This is a genomic window from uncultured Brevundimonas sp. (genome assembly GCF_963977465.1).
In the GTDB taxonomy this organism is placed as follows: Bacteria; Pseudomonadota; Alphaproteobacteria; order Caulobacterales; family Caulobacteraceae; genus Brevundimonas.
The window spans coordinates 152,403-177,915 of sequence record NZ_CAXBOQ010000003.1 but is presented as its reverse complement, the minus strand read 5'-3'; the positions used below and the strand labels follow the sequence as shown (position 1 = coordinate 177,915).

General features: G+C 67.8%; 30 protein-coding genes. 19 read left to right on the top strand and 11 right to left on the bottom strand.

What is annotated here, in order from left to right; genetic code table 11:
* Positions 1-24: 24 nt before the first annotated feature.
* Genes AAC067_RS07825 through AAC067_RS07810 form a run of 4 tightly spaced genes read left to right on the top strand, consistent with a single transcriptional unit; the run spans position 25 to position 4,155 of the window.
* On the top strand, positions 25-924 hold the full coding sequence (locus AAC067_RS07825) for a radical SAM protein (protein ID WP_339931229.1): 900 nt from the start codon (positions 25-27) through the stop codon (positions 922-924).
* On the top strand, positions 908-1,633 hold the full coding sequence (locus AAC067_RS07820; RefSeq protein ID WP_339931227.1) for an iron-containing redox enzyme family protein: 726 nt from the start codon (positions 908-910) through the stop codon (positions 1,631-1,633). The genes AAC067_RS07825 and AAC067_RS07820 overlap by 17 nt, the downstream gene beginning before the upstream one ends.
* A gap of 7 nt (positions 1,634-1,640) precedes the next feature.
* Positions 1,641-3,101 (top strand): MBOAT family O-acyltransferase, encoded by a 1,461-nt coding sequence (locus AAC067_RS07815; protein ID WP_339931225.1) that lies wholly within the window; start codon positions 1,641-1,643, stop codon positions 3,099-3,101.
* Complete coding sequence (locus tag AAC067_RS07810) at positions 3,088-4,155, top strand: hypothetical protein (protein ID WP_339931223.1); 1,068 nt, start codon at positions 3,088-3,090, stop codon at positions 4,153-4,155. The genes AAC067_RS07815 and AAC067_RS07810 overlap by 14 nt, the downstream gene beginning before the upstream one ends.
* 42 nt (positions 4,156-4,197) lie before the next feature.
* On the opposite strand, the gene AAC067_RS07805 is transcribed toward AAC067_RS07810, so the two are convergent.
* The 4 genes from AAC067_RS07805 to AAC067_RS07790 form a co-directional block, all read right to left on the bottom strand.
* Complete coding sequence (locus AAC067_RS07805) at positions 4,198-4,974, bottom strand: transglutaminase family protein (RefSeq protein WP_339931221.1); 777 nt, start codon at positions 4,972-4,974, stop codon at positions 4,198-4,200.
* A 99-nt stretch (positions 4,975-5,073) separates the two neighbouring features.
* Entirely contained in the window at positions 5,074-5,634 is a 561-nt protein-coding gene (locus AAC067_RS07800; RefSeq protein WP_339931219.1) for an HNH endonuclease, read from the bottom strand.
* Positions 5,635-5,769: 135 nt separating this feature from the next.
* Positions 5,770-6,426 (bottom strand): trimeric intracellular cation channel family protein, encoded by a 657-nt coding sequence (locus AAC067_RS07795; protein ID WP_339931217.1) that lies wholly within the window; start codon positions 6,424-6,426, stop codon positions 5,770-5,772.
* The gene (locus AAC067_RS07790; protein WP_339931215.1) at positions 6,423-7,076 is read right to left on the bottom strand and encodes a DNA-3-methyladenine glycosylase 2 family protein; all 654 of its coding nucleotides are present in this window, start codon (positions 7,074-7,076) and stop codon (positions 6,423-6,425) included. Before AAC067_RS07790 ends, AAC067_RS07795 begins: the two co-directional genes overlap by 4 nt.
* Before the next feature lie 45 nt (positions 7,077-7,121).
* On the opposite strand from AAC067_RS07790, the gene AAC067_RS07785 reads away from it, so the two are divergent.
* Both AAC067_RS07785 and gluQRS read left to right on the top strand, forming a co-directional pair.
* Positions 7,122-8,267, top strand: coding sequence for a cupin domain-containing protein (locus tag AAC067_RS07785; RefSeq protein ID WP_339931213.1), 1,146 nt, complete (start codon positions 7,122-7,124; stop codon positions 8,265-8,267).
* A gap of 4 nt (positions 8,268-8,271) precedes the next feature.
* Entirely contained in the window at positions 8,272-9,117 is an 846-nt protein-coding gene (gluQRS, locus tag AAC067_RS07780; RefSeq protein WP_339931211.1) for a tRNA glutamyl-Q(34) synthetase GluQRS, read from the top strand.
* On the opposite strand, the gene ppk2 is transcribed toward gluQRS, so the two are convergent.
* On the bottom strand, positions 9,118-9,867 hold the full coding sequence (gene ppk2, locus AAC067_RS07775; RefSeq protein ID WP_339931209.1) for a polyphosphate kinase 2: 750 nt from the start codon (positions 9,865-9,867) through the stop codon (positions 9,118-9,120).
* Between the two features lie 152 nt (positions 9,868-10,019).
* Between ppk2 and AAC067_RS07770 the strand changes: the two genes are divergently transcribed.
* From AAC067_RS07770 to AAC067_RS07745, 6 genes are all read left to right on the top strand, one after another.
* Positions 10,020-12,293, top strand: a complete 2,274-nt coding sequence (locus tag AAC067_RS07770; protein ID WP_339931207.1) for a TonB-dependent receptor — start codon at positions 10,020-10,022, stop codon at positions 12,291-12,293.
* A 72-nt stretch (positions 12,294-12,365) separates the two neighbouring features.
* Positions 12,366-13,484 (top strand): serine hydrolase domain-containing protein, encoded by a 1,119-nt coding sequence (locus AAC067_RS07765; protein ID WP_339931205.1) that lies wholly within the window; start codon positions 12,366-12,368, stop codon positions 13,482-13,484.
* 43 nt (positions 13,485-13,527) lie between these two features.
* Positions 13,528-14,289: an extensin family protein gene (locus AAC067_RS07760; RefSeq protein WP_339931203.1), complete on the top strand. Its 762-nt coding sequence runs from the start codon at positions 13,528-13,530 to the stop codon at positions 14,287-14,289.
* A gap of 208 nt (positions 14,290-14,497) precedes the next feature.
* Entirely contained in the window at positions 14,498-14,701 is a 204-nt protein-coding gene (locus AAC067_RS07755; protein WP_300445832.1) for a cold-shock protein, read from the top strand.
* Between the two features lie 115 nt (positions 14,702-14,816).
* On the top strand, positions 14,817-15,749 hold the full coding sequence (ubiA, locus tag AAC067_RS07750) for a 4-hydroxybenzoate octaprenyltransferase (RefSeq protein ID WP_339931201.1): 933 nt from the start codon (positions 14,817-14,819) through the stop codon (positions 15,747-15,749).
* 11 nt (positions 15,750-15,760) lie between these two features.
* A complete protein-coding gene (locus AAC067_RS07745) occupies positions 15,761-16,585 on the top strand; it encodes an RsiV family protein (protein ID WP_339931199.1) in 825 nt (274 codons plus the stop codon).
* Between the two features lie 6 nt (positions 16,586-16,591).
* Here the strand turns inward: AAC067_RS07745 and AAC067_RS07740 are convergent, their stop codons facing one another.
* The 3 genes from AAC067_RS07740 to AAC067_RS07730 are packed head-to-tail and all read right to left on the bottom strand — an operon-like array spanning position 16,592 to position 18,173.
* Positions 16,592-17,533, bottom strand: coding sequence for an alpha/beta hydrolase (locus AAC067_RS07740; protein WP_339931197.1), 942 nt, complete (start codon positions 17,531-17,533; stop codon positions 16,592-16,594).
* 38 nt (positions 17,534-17,571) lie between these two features.
* Positions 17,572-17,769 (bottom strand): helix-turn-helix transcriptional regulator, encoded by a 198-nt coding sequence (locus AAC067_RS07735; protein ID WP_339931195.1) that lies wholly within the window; start codon positions 17,767-17,769, stop codon positions 17,572-17,574.
* Positions 17,769-18,173: a hypothetical protein gene (locus AAC067_RS07730; protein WP_339931193.1), complete on the bottom strand. Its 405-nt coding sequence runs from the start codon at positions 18,171-18,173 to the stop codon at positions 17,769-17,771. The genes AAC067_RS07735 and AAC067_RS07730 overlap by 1 nt, the downstream gene beginning before the upstream one ends.
* 133 nt (positions 18,174-18,306) lie before the next feature.
* Here AAC067_RS07730 and AAC067_RS07725 point away from each other — a divergent pair, with 133 nt between their 5' ends.
* A complete protein-coding gene (locus AAC067_RS07725; protein WP_339931191.1) occupies positions 18,307-19,254 on the top strand; it encodes a fatty acid desaturase family protein in 948 nt (315 codons plus the stop codon).
* Positions 19,255-19,351: 97 nt separating this feature from the next.
* Here the strand turns inward: AAC067_RS07725 and AAC067_RS07720 are convergent, their stop codons facing one another.
* Complete coding sequence (locus AAC067_RS07720; protein ID WP_339931189.1) at positions 19,352-19,876, bottom strand: hypothetical protein; 525 nt, start codon at positions 19,874-19,876, stop codon at positions 19,352-19,354.
* A 132-nt stretch (positions 19,877-20,008) separates the two neighbouring features.
* Positions 20,009-21,088, bottom strand: coding sequence for a LuxR C-terminal-related transcriptional regulator (locus AAC067_RS07715; protein ID WP_339931187.1), 1,080 nt, complete (start codon positions 21,086-21,088; stop codon positions 20,009-20,011).
* 139 nt (positions 21,089-21,227) lie between these two features.
* On the opposite strand from AAC067_RS07715, the gene AAC067_RS07710 reads away from it, so the two are divergent.
* From AAC067_RS07710 to AAC067_RS07695, 4 genes are all read left to right on the top strand, one after another.
* Positions 21,228-21,575 (top strand): hypothetical protein, encoded by a 348-nt coding sequence (locus AAC067_RS07710; protein WP_339931185.1) that lies wholly within the window; start codon positions 21,228-21,230, stop codon positions 21,573-21,575.
* A gap of 68 nt (positions 21,576-21,643) precedes the next feature.
* Positions 21,644-22,186, top strand: a complete 543-nt coding sequence (locus AAC067_RS07705) for a MarR family winged helix-turn-helix transcriptional regulator (RefSeq protein ID WP_339931183.1) — start codon at positions 21,644-21,646, stop codon at positions 22,184-22,186.
* A gap of 25 nt (positions 22,187-22,211) precedes the next feature.
* Entirely contained in the window at positions 22,212-23,147 is a 936-nt protein-coding gene (locus AAC067_RS07700; RefSeq protein ID WP_339931181.1) for a CPBP family intramembrane glutamic endopeptidase, read from the top strand.
* A gap of 103 nt (positions 23,148-23,250) precedes the next feature.
* Positions 23,251-23,904: a methyltransferase gene (locus AAC067_RS07695; RefSeq protein ID WP_339931179.1), complete on the top strand. Its 654-nt coding sequence runs from the start codon at positions 23,251-23,253 to the stop codon at positions 23,902-23,904.
* On the opposite strand, the gene AAC067_RS07690 is transcribed toward AAC067_RS07695, so the two are convergent.
* Positions 23,901-24,074 carry a hypothetical protein gene (locus tag AAC067_RS07690; protein WP_339931177.1) on the bottom strand — a complete coding sequence of 58 codons (174 nt, stop codon included), beginning with the start codon at positions 24,072-24,074 and terminating at the stop codon, positions 23,901-23,903. The genes AAC067_RS07695 and AAC067_RS07690 overlap by 4 nt on opposite strands.
* Positions 24,075-24,201: 127 nt before the next feature.
* Here AAC067_RS07690 and AAC067_RS07685 point away from each other — a divergent pair, with 127 nt between their 5' ends.
* Together AAC067_RS07685 and AAC067_RS07680 are read left to right on the top strand one after the other, a co-directional pair.
* A complete protein-coding gene (locus AAC067_RS07685; RefSeq protein ID WP_339931175.1) occupies positions 24,202-24,579 on the top strand; it encodes a hypothetical protein in 378 nt (125 codons plus the stop codon).
* A 79-nt stretch (positions 24,580-24,658) separates the two neighbouring features.
* On the top strand, positions 24,659-25,507 hold the full coding sequence (locus AAC067_RS07680; RefSeq protein WP_339931173.1) for a neutral zinc metallopeptidase: 849 nt from the start codon (positions 24,659-24,661) through the stop codon (positions 25,505-25,507).
* Positions 25,508-25,513: the final 6 nt, after the last annotated feature.

Genomic DNA, 25,513 nt, shown 5'->3' with positions numbered 1-25,513 from the left:
CCAGCTTTGCTATAAGCTAACGAAATGTCGACAAAAACTGCTCTGCAACGCGCCTCCGGCCCGGCGGACGAGGCGCTCGAACTGCTGCTTGATGCCTATACGCCCGGTGCCTTGCGGTACGCTCCGGAGGATTCACCCTTCCGCGTCCTGTTCGCCGACATCACCCATCGGTGCAACATGGCCTGCGCCAACTGCTACATTCCGGTCCGCGACCTGCCGGACCTGCCGGTTGACTGGCTGTATGCCATCCTTAAACGGCTGCCGCGTCGCACCCGGATTCGTCTGGTCGGGGCTGAGCCGACGATGCGCGAGGATCTGCCCGAAATCATCGCCAAGGTCAGGAGTCTGGGCCACATCCCGACCATCCTGACCAACGGGCTGAAGCTGGGACGTCGATCATACACTGACCGACTACGGGCCGCCGGTCTGCGCACCGTCTATCTGTCGCTGAATGGCGGCCTGCGGGACGACCTCTATGAGGAGATCGACGGGGCCGCCTGCGCCGCACGCAAGCTCAAGGCACTCGACAATCTGCTGGCCGCGCGGATGAATGTCACTGTCGGCATGATCCTGGTTCCCGGCCTAAACGATGATCACCTGCCTGAATTCCTCGACTTTCTGCTGGGCAAGGGCGTGCGCGACATCCACCTGCGGTCGGTTGGCAAAATGGGCCGGCATATGGAAGGCGAACCCTTCGATCTCGACGGGCTGGAAACCTGCCTGCGCCAGGCTCTCGGCGACCGCGCCGGTGAGCTGACGTTGAGCAGTGCCGAGGGCTCCAGCCGCGATTTCCGCTTCGGTCGCGCCGGTTTCCAGCTGACCCAGTGGCCTGATCTCGGCAGCCTGACACGCGGGCGCATCGCGCCGGATGGTCAGGTCGAGCCGATGTTCGAGAGCATTGCGGCCAATGAATTCCACTACTGAGCCCCCACTGGACCGCGGCTCCTTCGAGCAGGCCCTGCTCAAGGCCATTGCTCCCTGGCCGCTGGAAGGAACCCGATTCTATCGGGCCCTGACCACGCGTCGCTGCCCGCTATCCCTGCTGCAGCGCTACGCCCGTTCGACCTATCTATCGGCCACCCTGTTCTGCGCCACCATCGCCGAACTGGTGGACAAGGCCCCCGACAGGGAAGCCCGTCTCACCCTGCTTGAGAACATGCTTGAAGAGGAGGGTATCCATCTGAACCCCCGGCGCGGCCTGATCGTGCGACCCGAGGCGCGGCATCCCGCCTTGGCCCTGCGCTTCCTGCGCGCGACGGGAGTGGAAGACGGGACCGAAGAAGATGCGTTCGGAAACGCCATGCACGCGACCGGCCCGGGTCGGGCCATGCTGGCGGAAGGTCGTTGGCTGGAGGCCGTGGCATTCCTGCTGATCGGCCAGGAACTGAAATTCGCCACCGCCGCCGAACCGCTGCTCAAGGCGCTTGGACAGCAGGGATTCAGCGATCGCGACCTCGCCTTCTTCGCCGTTCACATCGAAGCTGACGCCGAGCACGGCCAACAGGCGCTGGACCTGGTGCTGGACCGCGCCGTAACGGCACAGGCGCAGCAGGCCTGTATCGCCGCCGCCGAGACCGGAGCGCACCACTGGTTCGACTCCCACGGGTCCGCGGCCGACCGTCAGTCCCGCTGACTCGCGGATGAATTTCGCCAGCCCGCTCTTCATCCTCCTGTTCCTGCCCGTGGTGATGCTGGCCTTCCACGCCATCCGCGGCCCGACCGCCAACAACCTGAGGGCGGGCTTCCTGATCATCGCCTCGGTGGCCTTCTACCTGTGGACGGGCCTCCATAATGCGACGGTTCTCGCCTTCAGCCTGACCGTGACCTTTGCGTGCGGCCGTCTACTCACCCGACTCGATTCCGGGCGAGAGCCACTGCGGCGGGGACTGATGTGGCTGGGCGTCGCCGCCAATATCGGTTTGCTCGCGGCCTTCAAGATCAGCGCCATGGACCTGTCGAATGCCGACGGCTTCCGCACCGAGGAACACATCCTGATTCCGCTGGGCCTGTCCTATGTGACGTTCCAGCAAATCGGCTTCATCGTCGCCTGCCGTCGTCGCCAGATCACCGCCCCATCCCTGCGCGATTACCTGTTCTTCATCACCTTCTTCCCCCACCTGATCATGGGACCAATCGTCCGTTTCCGCGACATGGCGGATCAGTTGCGCGAACGCTGCCTGTCCCGGGTCACGGCGGTCGATGTCTCCACCGGCCTGTCCATCTTCGTCTTCGGCCTGGCCCAGAAGGTCCTGCTGGCCGACCAGATCGCCCCGGCCGTCGACCGAATATTCCAAGCGGCACAGGCCGGGCCGATTTCGCCGTTCGAAAGCTGGTTCGGTATCGTCGCCTTCCAGATGCAGCTCTATTTCGACTTCGTCGCCTACGGCGACATGGCTATCGGCCTGGCGCGGATGTTCGGCATCCGCCTACCGATCAATTTCGACCGCCCCCTCTTCGCCACCGACCGCTTCGACCTTTGGCGACGCTGGCACATCACCTTCGCCATCTTCATGCGTACCCATGTTTTCCAACCGCTGGTGCGCCGACGGCGCGTCTCCGTGGTCACAGCCCTGGCCATCACCGGTATCCTTTCCGGTCTGTGGCATGGTCTGGGATGGACCTTTGTGGTCTGGGGGCTGATGCAAACGGCGATCCTGCTGGTCGTGCACGAGCGCCGCCGCCGCAACCGCCGGGCCGGCAACCCCGATGGCTTCGGGCGCTGGATGGCCATCGCCCTGACCTTCCTGAGCAGCGCCCTGCTCGGGGCCATGTTCCGCGCCCCGACGCTCGACAGCGCCGCCCATGTCTATGGCGCATTGCTCGGACTGGGAGCGACCTGGGACATCTCGGCCATCGGGCGGCGCGGGTTAATGATGCTGCCGTTGTGCATGCTGGTCGCCTGGGGGCTGCCCAACAGCGCCCAGTTCTTCGGCCGCTACTGGAACGCACTCGACCTCAGGCCCGAGCCGACACCCTCGCCGCCGCACCGGCTGGCCGGCTTCCGCCTGACCCCGGTCTGGGCCCTCACCACGGCGGCGACCCTGGTGCTCTGCCTCTGCCTGATCGATGACGCTCGCAGGTTTGTCTATGTCCAGTTCTGATCCATCCCGCGCAGGCCGCCGGTTCCTGGTCACGGCCTTGGGCAGCGGCCTGCTGATGCTTAGTGGGGTGGTCGCCGCCACCGCCCTGATAGATCCCTATGGCATGCTGGCCGGGGCCGACGGACCAAGGGTGGCGTGCGCCCCGGGGATGAAGAACCGCGAGGGGGTCGAGCTGGTACTGTCCATGCCGCAGGCCTACCCGCCCACAGAGATCATCACCGGCTCGTCGCGGGTGATCTGGGGTTTCAGGCAGACGGACATGCTGAATCCGGCGGCAGCAACGGTATTGAACGTGGGACTGTCCGGCGCGACCATGCCGGACATCGACCGCATTGTCCGGGCCGCGGCGGCGAGCCCGACACTTGAACGTGTATGGATCGGACTGGATTTCGGGGCCGTGGCCCTCGCGGAGTCGCGCTTTCCGGCGGCAAACCTCCCGACCGAGCGGACGTCACCCCGGCTGGCGGCGATACGCCACGGCCTTCTTTCCCCCGGAGCATTGCGAGCGACCCTAGAAATGGTGCGTCACCCGCAGACCTGCGCCGAGCCCCCGTTTGACCGGTTCGGCTTTGCGAACCCTGGAACCGCGCCGGTCCACGCCCGCAGCGTTGCCGTTTTGCCCGGCCCCGCAGCCCGGTCTCGATTATTGGGTGCCTGGGGACGATCTCCGCCCAATCGCGAGGCCCTTTATGCCCGCGAAATGGCGCGCTTCACCCGCTTGCTGGCTGACCTGAAACACCAGGATATTGCTGTCATCCTATATGTGGGCCCGACCCATCCGGCTTATGATAGCCTGGTTGCCGAGGCCGGCCTGGTCGACTTCAGGGCGCGTTGGCGCACGGAAATCGTGCGCACCGCCCGTGAACAGGGGGCCGTCCTGGTCCCTGTCGACCGGCCGGACTTTCTCGATTCCCTGCCAGAACTGCCTGCAAACTGCGAGGCTGCCGCGGCCGACTGCGCCTTCTATGACGCCACCCATTTCCGCCCGTTCGTGGGCGCGGCAATCATCAGCGAAGGACATCGACTGTCCGAACTCCGGCCTGGTAGTGACTGACGGATCCAAATCCTTCAGCAAGTTGTGAGCCGGCCCCTCGGATCACATCGCCTCCACCGTGACCGCCTGACGGACCATTTCGCACACGCCATGGGTGCTCAGAAACGCGATGTCGGCCGCGTCATGGCCACTGGCGATGCGTACCAGACCCGCGATCGGGGCCAGGCCGGTCGGATCGATCAGCCACCAGCCGTCCGACAGCCAGACCTCGAAAACCGCATGAAAGTCCGGCGGTGCCAGCTGATCGGCATAGGCACTGACCGCGCGCGCCGGAATCCCCGCGGCCCGGCACAGGGTGATGCCCAGATGGGTGAAGTCGCGGCAGACGCCGGCGCGATCGATGAAGGTGCGGGCGGCGGTGGTTTCGCTGTCGGACACGCCGAAGCGATAATCGACGTTGCCGGCGATCCAGTCGACGATGGCCAGCACCCGCGCCCCGCCGGACAGGGTGCCGAACTCGCGCTCGACAAACCGGCCGAACTGGTCAGACGGGCAATAGCGGCTGGGCCACAGATAGGTCAGTACGTCGACCGGCAGGTCGGTCCAGGCGTTCTGGACCGCGCCGGGCGGCAGTCCCTTCAGCTGACCGTTGTCGACCAGCGCCTCATAGAGCACCGTCACCTCACCCGACAGGCGGGCCCGCAAGGGCCGCGTACCGAAATCGACCGTCTCGTCCAGACGAAAGGGGACCGCCGGGGTGAAGACCAGCGACTCCTCGATGATCTTCTGTCCCGGCCAGTGGGCGGCGTGGATCTGGAAGATCGCGTCCGTCGGCGGATCGAAGCGATAGACGAGCTCGGAACGGACGCGGAGTTTCATGGAAGCCTGTGCGGAACGGGGAGATGACATCATCAACGCCGCTGCGCCCGTATCGGTCCAGACCGTCGCCTGCAACCCGCGCGTAAAGCCGTCCGAAGCCTACGGCTCCAGTTCGATGTCCCAGTACAGGTAGTCCAGCCAGCTCTGATGCAGGAAATGCGGCGGGAATTTCCGTCCCCGCTGCTGCAATTCCCATGAGTTGGGTCGGTGCGGTTCGCGGTGGACCGGCATACTGGCCTGCTGCGGCGTGCGTCCGCCCTTGCGCAGATTGCAGGGTGAGCAGGCGGCGACGATATTCTCCCAGGTCGTGCGCCCGCCGCGACTGCGCGGGATCACATGATCGAAGGTCAGGTCGCGCATGTCGCCGCAGTACTGGCAGGTGAAGCCGTCGCGCAGGAAGACGTTGAAGCGGGTAAAGGCGGGCTGGCGATCCTGGTCGACATAGGTCTTCAGCGCAATCACGCTGGGCAGGACGATCTCCATCGACGGGCTGCGCACCACCTTGTCATAGGTGGACACCACATCGACCCGCTCCTGGTAGACGGCCTTGACCACCTCCTCCCACGGCCAGATCGACAGCGGGTAGTAGGACAGCGGACGAAAGTCAGCGTTCAGCACCAGCGCGGGCCAGCCGGAGGGGGAGCGGGACTGGACCTGCATCAGGCCCTGCCAGCATGCTGGAGGGAAAGGGAGGCGACAGGATTGAAGACACGTCTCCTTCCCTTGTCAGGCAGAAAGCAGCCTAGCCGCGATTCGACGGCTCCGCCATGATGTCTGCGTGTCCGTTGGGCGACATCACCCCCGCGACGGCGCGCCCGGAAAGCCCGGCAGGCTCCAGCCCCAGGCCAGGGCCCCGGCCCGCAGGCCAAAGCCCAGCGGCATGGCCACCAGGGCCGCGGCCACATTCGACAGGCCCAGCGCCTTCATCGCCACGAACGATCCAGCCGCCAGAATCGCTGCGGTGACAGTAATTTCGCGACGCAGCAGAATCGAAGGCTGACCGGCCAGAAGATCGCGGACAATACCGCCGAAACAGGCGGTCAGCGTGCCCATGACGATACAGACCAGCGGCGTCACGCCATAGGCACCGGCCTTGGCCGCGCCCATCACGCCATAGGAGGCCAGACCGATGGCATCGAGCCACAGCAGGGCGCGGAACCGCCATTCGCGACGCCCCAGGAACCAGACCGCCAGCGCCCCGGAAAAACATACGGCCATGTATTTCCAGTCCTGCACCCAGAACACCGGCGCGCCGATCAGCAGATCGCGCAGCGTGCCGCCGCCGACGCCGGTGATGGCGGCGAAAAAGCCCATGGTCACCAGGTCATGTTTCTCACGCGCCGAGGCCAGCGCCCCGGTGGCGGCGAACACCAGCACCCCGACATAGTCCAGCAGGAACAGGGTCGGCAGGATCGGTTGGCTGATCGCATCCAGGTCGGGCGTCGGTATCACGGCAGGGGCTCCTCCAGCGCAATCTCACCGCGCCTGACCCCGCCATACCATCCCCACAGCAGATGTGCCGCAATACCGCGATGCGGCTGCCAGATGTCGGCCCGGGCATAGGCCTGTTTTTCATTGGGCCGCACCTCGGCCCGGTCGACCCAGCGCATCGCCTCCTGCAGCGCCACGTCGCCGCCCGGAAACAGGTCCGTGCGCCCGTCGCAGAACATCAGCCAGGTCTCGGCCGTCCAGCGGCCGACGCCCTTGATCGCGGTCAGGGCCGCCACAGCCGCCGCGTCGTCCAGCCCGGCCATATGGTCGAAATCGATCCGCCCTTCGTCCTGGGCCCGCGCGATCTCGTGGCCGTAGCGGGCCTTCTGCCCGGACAGGCCAAAGCCGCGCAGGGTCTCGATGTCCAGCGCCAGAACCCGCGCGGCCGTGACCTTGCCCAGGCCGTCACGCACCCGCCCCCAGATGGCTGCGGCCGAGGCCACCGAGACCTGCTGTTCGACAATCATCCGCAACAGCCCCTCGAAGCCCCCGGTCCGCGCCCGCCAGGCGAACACCGGCGTCTGGGCGTGGGCCTGTGCCAGTCGCGGATCGACCGCGGCCAGGGCGGCGCGTGCGGCAGCGATTTCGCTCGGGCCCGGACAGGTGTTCATGGTTCCTCAGTCGACAGCGACGACGGACGGTTTTAGCGTCGATCCATGCTCACCCTGGCCGAACTTCTGCATCCGATCACCCCTGATCGCTTCATGGCCGACTATCACGACCGCAAACCGCTACACATTCCCGCCGGCGGGCGTCCGACCAAGGCCGGGATCTTCGACTGGGACCGGCTCAACGGCCTTCTGGCCCAGAGCGCGATCTGGACCGCCGCCAATCTGAAGCTGGTGCGGGATGGCGCGCCGATCCCGCCGGATCAGTACTGCACCCGGGCCCGCACCCCGACAGGCGAGGTCCTGCGCCCCGCCCCGGCCCGGGTCGATGTCTTCCTGTCGACCGGGGCCAGTCTGATCGCCGACGACATTCAGTCGCTGACCCCCGAGCTGGCCGCCCTGTCCGACATGCTGGCCCGAACGTTCGGCGCATCGGTCGGGGCCAATGCCTATGGCTCGTTCGGCGGGGTCCAGGCCTTCGGCACCCATTTCGACCTGCACGATGTGTTCGCCGTCCACATCAGCGGCGAAAAGACCTGGCAGCTCTATGAGTCCCGCGCCGACACCCCCATCGCCATGCCCGGCGGCGGCAGCGATCCACGCCCCTATTACCAGCAGACCCGGGGACCGCTGCTGCAATCGGTCCGCATGCGACCGGGCGACGTCCTGTATCTGCCGCGCGGCTGGTATCACGACGCCCTGGCTGATGGTCCGGTCGACGGTGGCAACGCCTCGCTGCACGTGACCTTCTCGGTCGCCGCCCTGTACGGCCGGATCATGTTCGGCCTGCTGGAAACAGCGGCGATGCAGGACCCCGCCTTTCGGGCCTATATGCCGCCCGCCCACGTCGACGGCGGCGCGGCGCTGCAGCGACATCTGGCCGATCTCGGACAGCGACTGTCTGCCTTGGCGGCCTCTCCCGGTTTCCGGGACACCATCGCCGGCAAACAGGCGGAGCTGGCCCCGCGCCTGCCCGCCTACGGCCTGCCGGTGCGCAAGCCCCTGACCCTGCTACGACCGACCGGCGCGCCGCCCCCTGCGACCGGCCCGCTGGGCGAGACACTGCAATGGGCCTTCAGCCAGCCGACCTTCGCCCTCGAAGACCTGTGCGCCGAGTTCGACACCGTGGACGAGACCGCCTTACGCGCCGCCGTGGCCGCGGCCGAGGCTGACGGCACGTTGAAGCGAGTCTGAGCGCTTGGCCTTCACCACCCGTTTCGCCCCTTCCCCGACCGGGCGGCTGCACAAGGGGCACGCCTTTTCGGCCCTGACCGCCTGGCAGGCGGCGCACGACGCCGGCGGGCGTTTCCTGCTGCGCATCGAGGACACCGATTTCACCCGCTGTCGCCCCGAGTTCGAGGCGGCCGTGCTCGAGGACCTGACCTGGCTCGGCCTCGACTGGGAGACGCCGGTACGCCGCCAGTCCGACCACCGGGCCGACTATGACGCGGCGCTGGAACGGCTGCGCGATATGGGCGTGCTGTATCGCTGTTTCCGCACCCGCAAGGAACGGCTGGCGCTGGCCGGGGTCGCGCCCCACGCCGATGATCCCGCCGACGCCCGCGCCTTCGACGGCGGCCCGCATACGCCCCGGGACGAAGCCGACCGTCTGGCCGCGGGCGAGGCCTTCGCCTGGCGGCTGTCGCTGGACCGGGCCCGCGACCATCTGGGCGGGTTCGGCAATCTGGACTGGCTGGAGGAGACCGCCGACCCCGGTCGCCACAGGGCCCATCCTGAAGTTCTTGGCGACATGGTGCTGGGACGCAAGGACATCGGGGCCGGCTATGTCATCGCCACCGTCATCGATGACGCCGCCCAGGGTGTGACCCATGTGATCCGGGGCGAGGACCTGATTGCGGTCACCTCGGTCCAGCGGGTGTTGCAGGCGCTGCTGGACCTGCCGACCCCGGTCTATCGCCACCATTCCCTGCTGCTCGGGCCCGACGGCAAACGTTTCGCCAAGCGCGACGGGGCGGTGACCCTGGCCGAAATCCGGGCCGCCGGTGTCAGCCCCGACGCCCTGCGTTCCGAGCTCGGCTTCTGATCAGGGGGCCAGACGCCCATCGGCCCCGTCGGCGGGGAAGACCACATCGGAGTCCGGCCGTTCAGCCGTGGCTCCCGGTCCGCCCAGGGTGCGCAGGATGTGGCGGATGACGTTCAGTCGCGCGGTTTTCTTGTCGTCGGTGGCCACGACAGTCCAGCCGGCCCCATGGGCGTGGGTCTCGGACAGCATCCGGTCGCGCGCCAGCGAATAGGCGGCCCAGCGGGCCTGGGCCTCCTTGTCCAGCGGCGAGACCTTGAACCGCTTCAACGGGTCCTCGATCCGCTCCTCCAGCCGCTTGGCCTGTTCACCCTTGCTGATGTCCAGCCACAGCTTGATCAGGACGATGCCGTCGTCGGTCAGCATCCGCTCGAAATGCGGCGCGTCCTTGAGGAAACTCTCGTACTGGCCCGGCGTGCAGAAACCCATGACCGGCTCGACCCCGGCCCGGTTGTACCAGGAGCGGTTGAAGATCACCGTCTCCCCCGCCGCCGGCAGGTGCGGCACATAGCGCTGGAAATACCACTGGGTCGTTTCGCGGTCGGTCGGTTTGGGCAGGGCCACCACGCGGGTCTGGCGTGGCGCGGCGAATTCGGTGATCCGCTTGATCGCCCCGTCCTTGCCGGCCGTATCCCGCCCCTCGAACACGATCAGCGGCCGGATACCCTCGGCGATGACCCAGGCCTGGGTCTCCACCAGCAGCCCCTGCAGCCGTTCCAGCGTCTTGCGGTAGCCGTCTTTTTTCTTGCCCATGCCCGATCCTGATCCGTCCTCAGACCGGGATCAAGACGAACCCGACCGGGCGAACAAGATGCACTTGCAAATCGATCTCAGTCGTATAAACCGCCCCCATTCTGAGAACGGTTCGCACTCGCGAGCAGCCACCCCCGTATGAGACTTTCTGCATGATCCGCCTGCTCGCCTCTGTCGCCGTCGCCGCCCTGATCCCTGCCGCTGCCGCTGCCGCTGCCGCTGCCGAAGCCCCGATGGCCGCAGCGGCGGATGGCGGCGATCCGACGGTTCTGGCCCCGGTCATCATCACTGGCTCGCGCGCCCAGGCCCGCGACATCGGCGGAGCCGCCACCTTCCTCGACGAGGAACTGCTGCAGACCTTCCACTATTCCGACATCAACCGGGTCCTGCGTCAGGCCCCCGGCGTGGTGATCCAGGAAGAGGACGGCTTCGGCCTGCGACCCAACATCGGCATCCGCGGCTCGGGCACGGATCGCTCGGCCCGGATCGCCATCCTCGAGGACGGCATCCCGATCGCCCCGGCTCCTTATGCGGCCCCCTCGGCCTATTATTTCCCGCGCGTCGCCCGGATGACCGGCGTTGAGATCACCAAAGGACCGGGGGCCATCAAATACGGCCCGATGACCACCGGCGGCGCGATCAACCTGTTCACCACCCCGATCCCGGGAACGGCCGACGGCGGCCTCTCCGGCCAGATCGAGGCGGCGGCCGGCGACTTCGGTGGGGTCCGCGTCCACGGCAGCCTCGGTGGCTGGATGCCCACCGAAGGCGGCTGGCAGGTCGGCGGCCTGCTCGAACATCTGCATGAGGAATCCGACGGGTTCAAACGCCTCGATTCCGGCGGCCCGACCGGGTTCGACATCGACGACACTGTGCTGAAACTGGCCGTGCGCACCACGCCCGGCACCCGCCTGGCCCAACGTCTGGAACTGAAATACCAGACCTATGACGAACGCTCGGACGAGACCTATCTGGGCCTGACCCTGCAGGATTTCGCAGCGGACCCCTACCGTCGCTATGCCGGCAGCCAGCAGGACGTGATGAACGTCACCCATGAGACGTTGCAACTGACCCACAGCCTCGACCTGAGCCCCGCTCTCAACCTGACCACCATCGCCTATCGCAACGACACCGCCCGCGCCTGGTACAAGCTGAACGACGTGCGCAACGGCACCGACACCGCCTGGGTCGGCATCAGCAGCGTGCTCGCTGATCCGGTGGCCAACGCCGCCTCAATGGACATCGTGCGGGGCGCGCCCGGCTTCACCAGCGCCGACCGCGGCCTGCGGGTCCGTAACAACAATCGCCAGTACCGGGCCGAGGGGATTCAGACGGTCCTGACCGCGCGTTTCGACGCCGGTGGCCTCGGCCACCAACTGGAGCTGTCGGCCCGCTATCACGAGGACAGCGAGGACCGGTTCCAGCGCGATGACGTCTATCGCATGAACAACGGCCTGATGGAGCTGACCGCGCGCGGCATCGATGGGACCCAGGCCAACCGGGTCAGTTCGGCCGAGGCCTGGGCCTTCTTCGTCCGCGACACCATCACCACCGGCCGCCTGACGGTCACGCCGGGTCTGCGCTACGAAACCATCGACCTGACCCGCGCCAACTATCCGACCTCTCTGCCGTCACGCACCGCCCCGACCTCGGTGGTCGAGAACGCGGTCGACGTCTGGCTGCCGGGGATCGGCGCGACCTGGGACCTGACCAGCGAACTCAAACTGGTCGCGGGTGCGCACCGCGGCTTCGCCAACGCCGCCCCGGGCTCGAGCGCTGACCCCGAGACGTCGTGGAACTATGAGGCAGGTCTGCGCTTCGATCGCGGCTTCCTGTCGTTCGAGGCGATCGGCTTCCTCAATGCCTATGACAACCTTCTGGGGACATGCACCGCCTCGACCGGCGGGGCCTGCACCATCGGGGATCAATTTTCGGGCGGCGAGGTCGAGGTCAAGGGGCTGGAGGTTACCGCCGGCTGGGACGCCGGAGACGCCCTTGGCTGGCGTCTCAGCGCCCCGCTGTCGCTGGTCTATACCCTCAGCGACGGGGCCTTCCAGAGCAGCTTCAACTCCGGCTACGAGCCGTGGGGCAATGTCGTGACCGGCGACGAACTCCCCTATCTGCCGCGCCACCAGCTGGCCCTGAATGCCGGACTGGACGCGGGCACCTGGCGCGTCAACGCCACCCTCAACCACGTCAGCGCGGCGCGCGGCGTTGCCGGGTCCGGCCCGATCCCGGCCAGCGAGCGGGTCGAGGCCCGCACCCTGCTGGACCTCGCCGCCGAGGTCGAACTGACCCCGTCAGCCGCCCTGTTCGCCACGGTCCAGAACGCCACCGACGAAGTCTACAATGTCGGCTTCGCCCCGGCCGGAGCCCGCCCCGGCGCGCCGCGGCTGGTCATGGCCGGGCTCCGCTTCGCCTTCTAGCCTCCGGCGTGGTTGCCGTGTGGCAGGCTTTCGGGCCACCCTTGGGCCATGACCATGGACGGGACCCCAACGATGCTCACCACACGCCGCGTCCTGATGGGCGGTCTCGCCGCCCTGCCCACCCTCGCCGCGTTGCCGGCTTTCGCCAGGTCCGACAGCGGCACCGCCGACGCCGCCCTCGACGCGGTGTTCGAGAGCACTGCGCCCCCGGCCCTGGCGGCCGGGATCATCTCGCGTGAAGGTCTGACCTGGTCCGGTGTGCGCGGTGTGCGGCGGCACGGGGGAAGCGAACCGGCAACACTGGAGGATCGCTGGCACCTGGGGTCCAACACCAAGGCCATGACCGCCACCGTGATCGCCCGGCTGGTGGAACAGGGCCGGATGCGTCCCGACCTGACGGTTGGCGGTGCCTTTCCCGCGTTGAGCGTCGACCCGGCCTGGACCGACGTGCCGCTGACCGCCCTGATGCATCACCGCGCCGGACTGATGGACGCCGATGTCATCGGCCTGCCGTGGCTGATGACCGCCCGCGACGACCCCCGATCCCTGATGGAGCAGCGTGCCGCCATCGCAGCTCAGGCCTTTTCCCGCCCGCCCTCAGGACCGGTCGGGACCTTCGCCTATGGCAATGCCAACTATATCGTCGTCGGTGCCGCGATCGAGGCCGCCACCGGCCGATCGTGGGAAGACGCCATGCGGGCCGAGGTGTTCACGCCGCTGGGACTGGGCAGCGCCGGCTTCGGGCCGCCACCGGACCCCGCGCCCTGGGGCCACACTGCGGGCACGACACCAATGGATCCCACCAGTCCCTTTTCCGACAACCCCCTGGCGCTCGGCCCGGCCGGCACCGTGCATATGAGCCTGGCGGATTATGCGCGCTTCGCCCAAACCTTCCTGACGACCGGTGACGACTGGCTGACGCCTGAATCCATAGGCTGGCTGACCACCCCGGCTGACGGGCCGCCCCCCGGCTATGCTGATGGCTGGCTGACCCGGACCGTGCCTTGGGCCGGCATCGACGGTCCCGGACCGATCCTGGCCCACGAGGGGTCGAACACCTTCTGGCAGGCCCTGATTCTGCTCGCGCCGCAGAAGGGCGTCGGTATCATCATCCTGTGCAACGACGGTCGGGTCGGAGGAGCCGCCGTCCAGGCCCTCGCCGAACGTCTGGTGCCGATCGCCGCCGCCTGAACCGCCTTTCCGCCGTCACAGGCGGAGGCTAGTCTGACCGAACATGGATCGGGACTTCGCTGACTTCTGGAATCTGCTGTGGGAGTTGGCGCTGGGCGTCTGCGCCGGCTTTGCCCTGCTCAATGCCTTCGCGCCGCATCAGGACCTGCCGTGGAAACCGCTGGACCTCAGCCATCCGATCGGCCAGGCCACCGCGGCCAAGGTCGCCGACTTCGACATCCCCCGTACCGCCGCCGCGGAAGAGACCAAGGCCGTCACCGACGCCTGTATGCAGGTGCTGCGCGAGGCCGGGGTCACCGTCGAACGGGTCCCGGATCGTGACGATGGCGGCTTCTGCGTGGTCCGCGGCGCGGTGCGTATCACCGGCGGGGCGGTCACCCCCCTGGCCCCCGGGGGTCTGGTCATGCAGTGCCCGATGGCCATGCGCTACGTCATCTGGGACCGTCAGGTGCTGCAGCCGGCCGCCCGCGACATCCTCCGTTCTCCGGTCGCCAGCGTACAGAACTACGGCAGCTATGCCTGCCGTCGCATCTACGGCCGGACGGAGACCGATGCCCGGCCCAGCGAACACGCCCGGGCCAATGCCCTCGACGTCGCGGCGGTGACTCTTGAGGACGGGCGGGTCATCTCCATCGCCGGCGACTGGACCGGCGAGGGGCGATCCGGCCAGGACGCCCGCCGCTTTCTCAAACGCATCCGCACCGGGGCCTGCCGCGTCTTTTCGACCGTTCTCAGTCCGGATTACAACCGCGAGCATCACGACCATCTGCACCTCGACGGGGCCCCTCGGGGCCTGTGTGCCTGACCTGTTCCGGCCTGACTGCACCGCACACGCGAATCGTTACGGCTTGACCATGGTCGGCAGACGCGAGAAAACACCCTCGCAGTCCGGATTTTGCGTGGGGTCCAAACCCATGTCTTGCTCCTTCGCCTGAACGAGCCGTCCAGATGGATTGTCGGGTTTCTCCGCGTGAGAACCCGCCTGGAGAAGCGCGTTTATGGAGAGCGCAGATATGGCGACCGGCACGGTCAAGTGGTTCAACCCCACCAAAGGCTTCGGCTTCATTCAGCCCGACAGCGGCGGCGCGGACGTTTTCGTCCACATCACCGCCGTTCAGAAGGCTGGTCTGCAGGGCCTCGATGAGAACGCCAAGGTCGAGTACGAGCTGGAATCCCAGCGCGGCAAGACCTCCGCGATCGACCTCAAGGTTCTTTGAGCCGAGCGTCCCTTCGGACGTTGAGATCAGACGGGCGCGGGGCTTTCGGGTTTCGCGCCCGTTTTCAATTGGCGGCCCCTTCACCCGTCGGGGCCGGACGCGCTAGTGCTGTGCCATGAGTTCAGCCCCCCTCCCCGACGCCGGTGCCAACTGGGTCGACCGTCACGCGCCGGAGCGTCTGAAGCCGTGGCTGAAGCTGGGCCGGTTCGACCGCCCGATCGGCATCTGGCTGCTGTTGCTGCCGGGATGGTCGGGCATCGCCCTGGCCCTCAGCCAGTTTCGCCAGACGCCCGACCTGTATGACGCCTGGCTGGTCCTGGCCTTCGCGCTGGGGGCCACCCTGATGCGGGCGGCGGGCTGCGCCTTCAACGACATCGTCGACCGCGACATCGACGCCCGGGTCGCCCGCACCGCCCTGCGCCCGATCCCGTCGGGCCAGATTTCGGTGAAACAGGCCTGGGCCTTCGTCATCGGCTGTTCGCTGGTCAGCCTGCTGATCCTGCTGACCCTGAACCTGACGGCCGTGTTGCTCGGCGTCGGCTCTCTTGCGCTCGTCGCTGCCTATCCGTTCATGAAGCGCATCACCTGGTGGCCCCAGGCCTGGCTGGGCCTGACCTTCAACTGGGGGGCGCTGATGGGATTCGCCGCCGTTACCGGCACGATCACCCCGGCCGCCCTTCTCCTCTACCTCGGGGGCGTGTTCTGGACCCTGGGCTACGACACCATCTACGCCCTGCAGGACATCGAGGATGACGCCATGGTCGGGGTCAAATCCTCGGCCCGACGGCTGGGCACCAATGTGCAACGGGGCGTCGGGTTCTTCTACATCGTCACCGTCATCCTGACCGTCGCCGTAGGCCTGACCGCGGGCCTCGGCCCGGTCTTCTATGTGGCCCTGCTGCCGTGGGCGGCGCACCTGTTCCGACAGGCGCGCGATGTGCGCCCCGACGACCCGGTTCTGGCCCTGCGCCTGTTCCGATCCAATCGCGAGGCGGGGTTGATCCTGCTTCTCGCCATCATCCTGGGTACTGTAGGGTGGCCGACATGAAGGACCGTTCCATGACCGCACTCCGCGCCCTGCTGCTGACCGCAGCCGTCGCCACCGCCCTCGCCGGCTGCAACCGACGCGAGGCGGAGCCGGACCCCGCGCCCCTGCCCGCGGCCGAAGCTCCCGCCGAGATCACCCCGGCGGACGCCGCCGCGCCGATGGGCTTCGCCCTGACCACCGAATACGCCGAAGTCGAATTGGTCCTGCCCGAGGCGATCAAGCCCCAGACCGACCTGCATGCCCGCCTGTATGCCGAGGAAGTCCGTCGCCTGCGCCAGTTCACCGAGGGAGCCCAGGCCGACCGCAGCGAGGCCGGCAATGACTCTGCCATCGGCCGTTACGAAAAGAGGATCACCCTGACCCCGGCCGCGGAGACGGGCAAACTGTTCAGCCTCAAGCGCGAGGCTTTCGACTTTTCCGGCGGGGCCCATCCCAATACCCAGACCACCGGCATTCTCTGGGACAAGGCGCTGAAACAGATGGTCACCCCGGTCACCCTGTTCCGGCGTGGAGCCGATCTGGCGGGTCTCGACCAGGCCCTGTGTGCGGCGATCAACGCGGCCAAGAAGGCGCGCAGCCCCAACACCGCGCCCGTGGCGCTCGGGGCCCGCGACTGGGCCTGTCCGCGCGCCGCGGCCACGCCGTTCGTCCTCACGCCCGGCACGGTCGACGGCAAGGCCGGCGGCCTGACCTTCCTGATCGGCCCCTATCAGGTCGGCCCCTATGCCGAGGGCGGCTATGAGATCACCCTGCCGCTGACGCAGTTCCGCACCCTGCTGGCCGGAGCCTACGCCGACGAGTTCGCCGGCCAGCCTGTGGCCGCACCGGCGAACTGATCTTCCTCAGTCGGCCAGAAAGCGATCGACGATCGTCGCGAACCGCGCGGGCTGGTCGGCCATGATGAAATGGCGGCTGTCGTCGACCCGGATCAGGGTCACCCCCGGCAGGTCGGCGTACTGGCCGGCCCACATCGAGTCGGCCATGGCCGCCGGTGTGCCGCCGTCAGCGTCGGCGGCATAGATGGCCCAGACCGGCGTGGTCATCGTCGCCAGTCCCGGGCGGACATCGGTGATCATCACGTCACGGATGGCGGCGGCCATGGCCTGCCGGTCCGAGGCCATTGACCATTCCACCATCGCCGTCCGCGTTGCCGGATCCCGCGCCAGGCCGGCGGCTGTCTGTTCCTGACCGGTGCGGAAGCCTGCTTCGTCGGCGTTCAGTATCGTCGCCGCCGCCTGGTCGGCGAAGGGTCGGGCGCTGGCGCTTGTGACCTGCGGTCCGAACATGGCGCTGAAGAACGGCAGGCTGTCGACGCTCATGACCCGTCCGACCTGGTCCGGATGCTGCTGGGCCAGCATCAGGGCCTCCAGCCCGCCCATCGAATGGCCGATCACCGCCAGCCGCTCCAGCCCGGCCGCGTCAATATAGGCGGCCAGGGCATCGACCACCGGCTGGACGAAGGCGTCGTCACCGTGACTCCAGGGCTCACCGGCAAACCCGGCCTCCTGCACCAGATGCACCCGGTGCGTCGGGGCCAGTCGTTCGGCCTCGGCCCGCCACACCTCGCGCGACGACCCGAAGCCCGGGATCAGGATCACATCGGGGCCAGAGCCGATCACCTCGACCGACAGCCGGTCCGAGGTGAAGTCCGACGCGGTCTGGACCGCCGGCGCAGTCTCGGCCCGGGCCGCCAGGGCCAGACCTCCGGCTCCCAGCAGCACGGCCGAAACCAGGGCGAAAGCGCGCAGCGTGCGACCGCCGCCATGTCGGGACATGAACATCATGATCGTCTCCAGTTGTGTAAGGTTAATCTGACTTTTGGTCAGCTATGGGGGTTGTCGAAGATCGCTTCCACCGGCCGGTCAAACAGCACGGCGATGCGGTAGGCCAAGTCCAGCGAGGGGTCGTGCTTCTCGGTCTCCAGCGCATTGACCGCCTGACGCGACACCCCCAGCTGCTGGCCCAGTTGTTCCTGGGTCCAGCCGCGTTCGGTGCGCAGCAATTTCAGCTGATTGCGCATCAGTTCGAGGTCCGGACAAACGGGGCGATCACGCCCTGCACGCCCCAGAACAGCGGATAGATCAGCCAGCCCTCGGCGTGCGGCGCACCGGCGAAGGACTCACCGAAACCCCAGCCGGTGAACAGGGCCATGGCCACCCCGGCGGCGATGATGAACTGTTTGGCCGTGACCGCCCGCACGAACTCATCGGAGTCGCGCATCATCATCAGTGTGGCCCAAATCTGACCGACGATCGGGGCGGTGACCGCTGCGGCCAGGATCCACGCGGACGGCTGACCCTGGATATCGTCAAAGGCCCCGAAGATGGTGGCCACCATCACGGCGACATAGCCGCTCATGAAGGCCATGGTTCGCCACACATATTTGCGGTGGGCGGCGGTGGTGGATTTTCCGAGAGCCAACATGACATGTTCTCCTGACGTGATGTCAGGGCTACCTTACAATACCGCGACGTCATGTCAACCTGACTTTTTGTCAGATACGCCTGACAAAGCGCGTTGTCTTTGAAGACCCGCCAAAACGGCCTATACTGGACCCATGTCTGCCGCGCCCCGCGTCTCCCCGACCCAGCTGTTCACTACCGCCGAATGGGCCCCGTTCCAGACGCGGTCGGCCTGGCGCGGTCCGCTGCTGGTGGCCCACGCCTGGGGCGTCATCGCCCTGGCTGTGCTGGTCGGGGTCATCTGGCCGATCCTGATCCCGCTCTGCGTCATGGTCATCGGTACCCGCCAACTGGGTCTGGCGATATTGATGCACGAGGCCGCCCACGGGGCCCTGGCGAAGGACCTCAAGCATAATGATTTTCTCGGCCACTGGCTGTGCGCGGTGCCGATCGGGGCCGATCTGGGTGACTATCGCCCCTATCATCTCAGCCATCACAAATACGCCCAGAACCCCGAGGACCCCGACCTGGTCCTGTCGGCCCCCTTCCCGGTCACCCGCGCCTCGCTGCGGCGAAAGATCATCCGCGACCTGACCGGCCAGACCTTCTTCAAGCAGCGGGTGCTGTTCGCCTTCCGGGCCTATGCGTCGCAGCGGGACGAAGACACCGCAGAGGGGGCCGTGGTAACAGGGAAATCCGTCGCCCCCTTCCTGATCGTCAATGCGCTCATGCTCTCAGCCCTGACCCTGGCCGGGGTCTGGTGGGCGTATTTCGCCCTGTGGCTGCTGCCGCTGGCGACCTGGTTCCCGCTGGTCACCCGGCTGCGCAATATCGCCGAACACGCCTGTGTCGAGGGCTCGGCGACTGACGCCTTCCGCGCCGCCCGCACCACCCGCGCCAGTTGGTGGGAGCGCATCCTGATCGCCCCCTACTGGGTCAATTTCCACGCCGAACATCACCTGTTCATGCACGTGCCCTGCTGGAAGCTGGCCGACCTGCACCGGGCGGTGCGCGCCAGGCCGCAGGGCGCGGGCATGGAGGTGGCGAGCGGCTACGCCGCGGTGTTGAGGCAGGCGAGCAGCGCCACCCCCGTCCCTCAGTAGCGGATCACCGACGTCAGTCCGTGGGCCCGGACGGGACCAGCCAAGGGGGTACCGGACGGGGCAAGGTCCGATATGGCAACCGGGGAGAGATGGCTCGTCAGTCGCCCGCTGTGGGCACCGGCGTCTCCGCGGGCGTTGCGGACTCCGTGGTCGCGGTGGCCGCGGCCACAGGTGGGGCCGCAGGCACACCGCATTGCCGACCCTGATAGATGCCGCTCAGCAGGCTTCGGCGCTGGTCGGCGATACGGATCCGTTCGGCCTCGGCCCGGGCGCGGGCTTCGGCGTTCCGGCGCGCGGCCCCGCCGGCCATATTGGCGAAGGCCCCGAGGCCGGGCACGGCAGCGAGCGCCCCGGAATAGGCGGCGGCGTTGATGGCCACCCCGGCCGCCCCATCCGCCAGCGCACCCTGGTTCTGGGCGTTCTGGGCGTTCTCCGCCGAGGTACCCGCGATCTGCTCCATCCGGCCGATCTCGACCAGCAGCTGGTCACAGGTCATCGCGCCATCAGTCGGGTAGGAGACCTGCAGTTGCGGCTCCCTGCGGTTCTGGGCCAACGACGGAGCGGGAATTGCCATGGCCAGCGCCAGTCCGGTCGCGGCGGCGGTACGGATGAACGTCTGCATCGGTCTGTCTCCCTGAACACGCGGCCGGGCCGCGACATGAGGGCATCCTGACCGTCAGGGGTCGCGCGGTCGTCATCCAAACAGATGAAACGAACAGGGTTTCTCAGAGCAACCGCCGTGCGGTCGGGGCGCTCAGACCGGGGCCACCGCCACGCTGGCCAACAGGGCGGCGACCTCGGCCTGACGGGTGCAGCCGGTCTTTTCCAGCACCCGGCGCAGCTGCGAACGCACGGTGGTAATGGCCACGTCCCCCTCGGTTGCGATCATCTCCAGAGACTTGCCGATGGCCAGACCACGCGCCACCCGCGCCTCGGACACCGTCAGGTCGAACAGCGAGCGCATCAGCTCCAGCGACGGGGCCCGGTCGGCCGCAACCGGGGTGATAAGCAGCAGGGCATAGCCCCGGCCGAAAATGTCATGGGCCGAGCGTCGAACCGGCATCAGATGCAGGACCATGGTCGCCCGACCGACCTCGTCACGCAGCGGAACGGTGCAGGGCGTCACCCCCGCCGTGGCCGTGATCGTCGACATGGCTTCGGTCAACCGCGCCTGGGCACCGCGATCGGCCAGCACCAGGCGATCGTTCGCGCCCAGCCCGACCCGCCCGGGCATGGCTTCCATCAAGGCATTGGCCTCGACCACCCGCCCGTCCTCGTCCAGCAACAGGGCCGGCAGCCCCATATCCGTCAGCGCCTCGGCCGCGCCGCGGGCCCGCTGCAACCCCAGCCGCGAACTGACCAGGGCACTGCGTGCCAGATGCGGGCGCAGGGTGTTCAGGCGTTCGACATGTTCGATCTCGATCGGCCCGCGCTCGAACGCCCGCTCGATGCTGAACACGATATTGTCGCCGCTCGGCACTCGCAGTCCGGTCCCCGCCGACCAGCCGAGGCCGTGCGGCCGGAAAAAGTCGCGGTAGATGGGATCAGCGCCCAGCTGGTCCTCACTCCAGAAATCCTGCTCGACGAAGAAGGACGGTTCCGACTGGCTCATCAGACACACCCGGCGGCTGCACCGTTTGAACCAGCCCTCGTTGACGTATTCGTCGAACACGTCCCGCACCGAGCCCGAGGCGGTCCAGCACAGGGCCTTGTGCGCCGAGAACAGCAGGCCACCGCGCGCCTCGGTCAGGTTGGCCAGGTCGTCCAGCACGGTCGGCCACAGCTCCGGCACAACGGAGCATTCATAGATGCGGTCGATCAGATCGGTCGGCATGCGGGCCCCTGGATCACGCGGCTGTGGCGGGTCTCGATCGCCACTGTGGCACAGAGCACCGAAGACCGGGAGAGGGCGGCAACCGCCTTTGCCGGATCGGTTGTCATACGCTATCGTCACCCGGCAAGGAGGTATGCCGATGCTCCCGTTGTTGCTATTGCTTGTCGCCCAGCCGCTGCCCCAGTCGCCGGGCGACCGCCTGACCATCCATCAGCAGCGGTCGCCGAACGGTGAAACGATCCTGACGGCCGTACCCGAATGCCCCAACGGCCGATTCCAGCAGGCGGCGGGCGAACCGGAAGCCCGCCTGCAGCCGGACCCCCTCTACCGGGCGGACGGCAGCGTCCGCGGCTATCTGTTGCTGGAGCGGTCGGGCGAGGGGTGTTCCCGGCCGATTTCCTTCTCCCTGCCGGACAGCCCGCCCCAAATCGCCCCCCAGCCTCGCCCGGCCCGGACGACGGTCATCCGGAGGCCGAACGCACCCTAAAGCCCCGGCCGAGTCTCGCGGTCTGATATCGACCGAGCGCGAACCTCAGGACACACCGCAGTTAATGTTTGTTTTCGCGCCAGCAGTATGTTGACAGCATACAACAGCGCTTATACATCGCCTTCATGTCGCCTTCCTCGCCCACTCTTGGCACGCTCGTGCGGTGCCTGATCGAGCGGCTCGACCGCGAGGTCGAGTCTGCCTATGCGGCGTCAGGTCTGACATGGCGACCGCGCTTCACGCCCGTTCTGCGCGCCCTGATGAGCTTGGGGCCGACCTCCATCAAGGCCGTCGCGGCCGAGATCGGCATCAGCCATTCCGCTGTCAGCCAGACGATCTCCCAGATGTCCAGGAACGGACTGGTCGTGTTGAGTCCCGGTGCCGATGCGCGCGAGCGAATCGTGGCCCTGACACCGAAGACCGAGGCCATGATCCCGGCCCTGCAACGCCAGTGGGCCGCGACCAACAACGCAGCCAACCAGCTGGATGCGGAACTTTCAGCCCCGCTTTCCGCAATTCTCGGCGAAGCGATCGACGCTCTGAACCAGCGTCCTTTCGGCGTGCGCATCACGGCCGCGGCCGAAGCACTCTCCGCCCCCGACCATTCCTGAAACATCCTGATCAATAGAGATCCCCATGCGTTCGAAACTGTTTTCGGTGCCCGGACTGACGCGCGCCCTCACGGCTGGCCAGGGTGTGCATCCGATAGAGCTCGGTGAGCGGCGCTTCCTGCATCCCGGGCCCTTGCGCTGGCTGAGGGCCGTCGGCTGGGCGGTGGCCCTGTTCTTCCTGATCGCGCTGACCTCCTTGCCGACGTCAGAGGCGCTGGGCAAATGGTGGCCGCAAACGTCAGGGATGGCGCAGCTGGCGGCCACCGTCATCGGAGCTGTCGTCGCCCTGGTCGTCTACGGTCTGGCGGTGTGGCTGGCCGAGGGCCGCAGGCCGACCGAAATCGCCCTGCGGCCGCTGGTGCCGGAACTGGGTGTCGGCCTGCTGGTCGGGGGACTGATGTTCGCCGCAGTGATGGGCCTGATGGCGGTGTTCGGTCTCTATGACATCCAGTCTCTCGGCTTGGCCCCGGCCTGGGTCTCCGCCGGCAAGGCGATCCAGTCGGGCGTGATCGAGGAACTGATGATCCGCGCCGTCCTGCTGCGCCTGATCTGGCGCGCCTTCGGCCCGTGGGTGGCCTTCGCCCTGTCCGCCGCCCTGTTCGGCTTCGGCCATATCGCCAATCCCAACGCGACCGTGTTCGCCGCCGTCAGTATCGCGCTGGAGGCCGGGATCATGCTGGGGGCGTTCTATGCCCTCACCGGCCGGATCTGGGTATCGATCGGGGTGCATGCGGCCTGGAATTTCACCCAGGGCTATCTGTTCGGCGCGGCGGTCTCCGGCGGCGACTTCGGGCCTTCGATCGCCCGCAGTACGGCGCGACCGGGCGTTCCTGAATGGCTGACGGGCGGTGCATTCGGTCCCGAGGCCTCGCTACCCGGACTGGTCGTCTGCACCGCCGTCGGTCTCGCGGTGATCTGGCTGGCCTGGCGCGCCGGCCATTTCGCAAGGCGGGCGGGCTGAGTCTGGCGTCTCAAGTCCACGACCGGAAGTCGGCTGCACGCCGACCACCGCGGTCTCTCCGCCTCTTGACCCGCCGCCCGTCGCCGCCCACCAGCCGGGCTCAATGACCCGCATTCCCGACCCTGCCGCCTTCATCGCCGCCAACACCCGGATTCAGCCGGTGCCGCATGCGCCCGAGATTTCGCTGTGGCTGGCCGATGAGGTGACGCCGATCTGGCGGCTGACCGAAGACGAGCTGGGCGCGCTGGGCCTGCCGCCGCCGTTCTGGGCCTTCGCCTGGGCCGGCGGTCAGGCCCTGGCGCGCTGGGTGCTGGACCATCCGCGGGAAGTCGCCGGGCGGCGGGTGCTGGATTTCGCCGCCGGTTCGGGACTGGTCGGCATCGCGGCCGCCCGCGCCGGGGCGGCCCATGTACTGTGCGCCGACATCGACCCCTTCTGCGGCGCGGCGGTGGCGGCCAACACCGCCCTGAACGGCGTGACCGTCGACTTCACGGCCGCCAACCTGCTGGCCGGGCCACCGCCCGAGGTCGACGTCATCCTGGCCGGGGACGTCTGCTACGAACAGCCGATGGCGGCCGAGGTGCTGGCCTGGCTGGCGGCGGCGCGTGCCCGCGGCACCCGGGTGCTGATCGGCGACCCGAAACGCACGTATTTCCCGCGCGAGGGGCTCGACCTGCTGGCCGAATACAGCGTTCCGACCACGCGCGAGCTCGAGGATTTCGAGATCAAGCGCACCCGCGTCTGGGCCCTGCCCTAGCTTTCGGGACGCTCGTCTTCGTCCGGGTCAGGCGAGACGGTGATCGGCTTGTCCGCCGCCGCCGCCGCGTCCCCGTCCAGATCGGCTTTGGCCGGACGGTGCGACGGCCGCGACTGTTCCATATCCTCGTCACGGCCGAAGCCGGGGGCCTTGGGAGTCACTTCAGTCATGGCGCACCTCACTGTGGGGGATGATCCCAAACAATGGCCGGGTCGGTCCGGGGTTGCAGGTGGCTCGCAAAAGGTGCCCCCCGCGGCCGCGCTTGGTCCTCGCCGGGTTCGCCCCCATCTTCACACCATGACCCGACTTGCCCTCATCCCCGTCACGGTCTCCATGCTCGCCTGCGTCTGGCCGGTCGCGGCCCAGGTCGCGCCCCTGGCCGGCCAACCGTGGTCGAACTCCGCTGATCAGGCGCGTTACCAAGCCGACCGCCACCGTTATGAGATGGAGCGGCTGCGGCTCGAGGCTGACCAACGCGAGACCTTCGCCCGGCAACAGGCGCTGGAGACCCGGCTGCGGGTGATGGACCTTCAGGCCGCACGCCAGCCGGTGCCGCCGGTCGACAGCTGGACGCCCCGCCCGCCCGTCACCCCCGAACAGGCCCGGGCCCGCCGCGAGGCCGGGGTCAGCGGAACCACCCAGATCGACGCCTGGCTGGACCGCGATCCGCGCTAGGCACACCCCGTTGCATCCCTTGGCCTTCTGCGGCGTTCCAGCCTAGCTTGCGGCAAGGCAGGGCAGGGAGAGCGATCAGATGCGTTGGCAGGGTGGACGTCGCGGTGGCGGCATTGAGGATCGACGCGGCATGGGCGGCGGGGCCATGGCCGGCGGCGGTATCGGCGTCATGGTGCTGGCGGCGATCGGCTATTTCGTGTTCGGCATCGACCCCTCGACCACCACCCAGTTGGCCAGCCAGTTCGGAGGGGCCGGCGTCCAGGAAGCCGGGCGCACCGGTACCCCGGAAGACCAGGCCGGTCAGTTCGTCGACGTCGTCGGGGCCAATATCAACGACGTCTGGACCGCCAACCTGCAGGGCTATCAGGCTCCTCGTGTCGTACTCTACGAACAGGGCACCAACACCGGTTGCGGCTTCGGCCAGGCCGCCATGGGCCCCTTCTACTGCCCGACAGACAAGACCGTCTATCTGGACCTGGGCTTCTGGCGTGACATGGAAACCCAGTTGGGGGCCTCGGGGGCCGACTTCGCCCGCGCCTATGTCATCGCCCATGAGTTCGGCCATCACGTCCAGACCCTGACCGGTGCCTCGCAACAGGTCCAGGCCGCCCAGCAGCGCGCCCGGGGCCAGGCCGAGGCCAACCGCTATTCCGTGGCGCTCGAGCTCCAGGCCGACTGCTACGCCGGGGTCTGGGCCGCCAATGCCGCGGCCGTCTCCAACGGCGCGGTCGCCCTCGAATCCGGCGATCTGGAGGAAGGCATGAAGACCGCCAACGCCATCGGCGACGACGCCCTGCAGCAGCGTGGCGGCGGTCGCGTCAGCCCCGAGGGCTTCACCCACGGCAGTTCGGCCCAGCGCGTCGAATGGCTGCGGCGCGGCTACCAGTCCGGCGACCCGGCTGTGTGCGACACGTTCAGCGGGGTTTAACGCGGC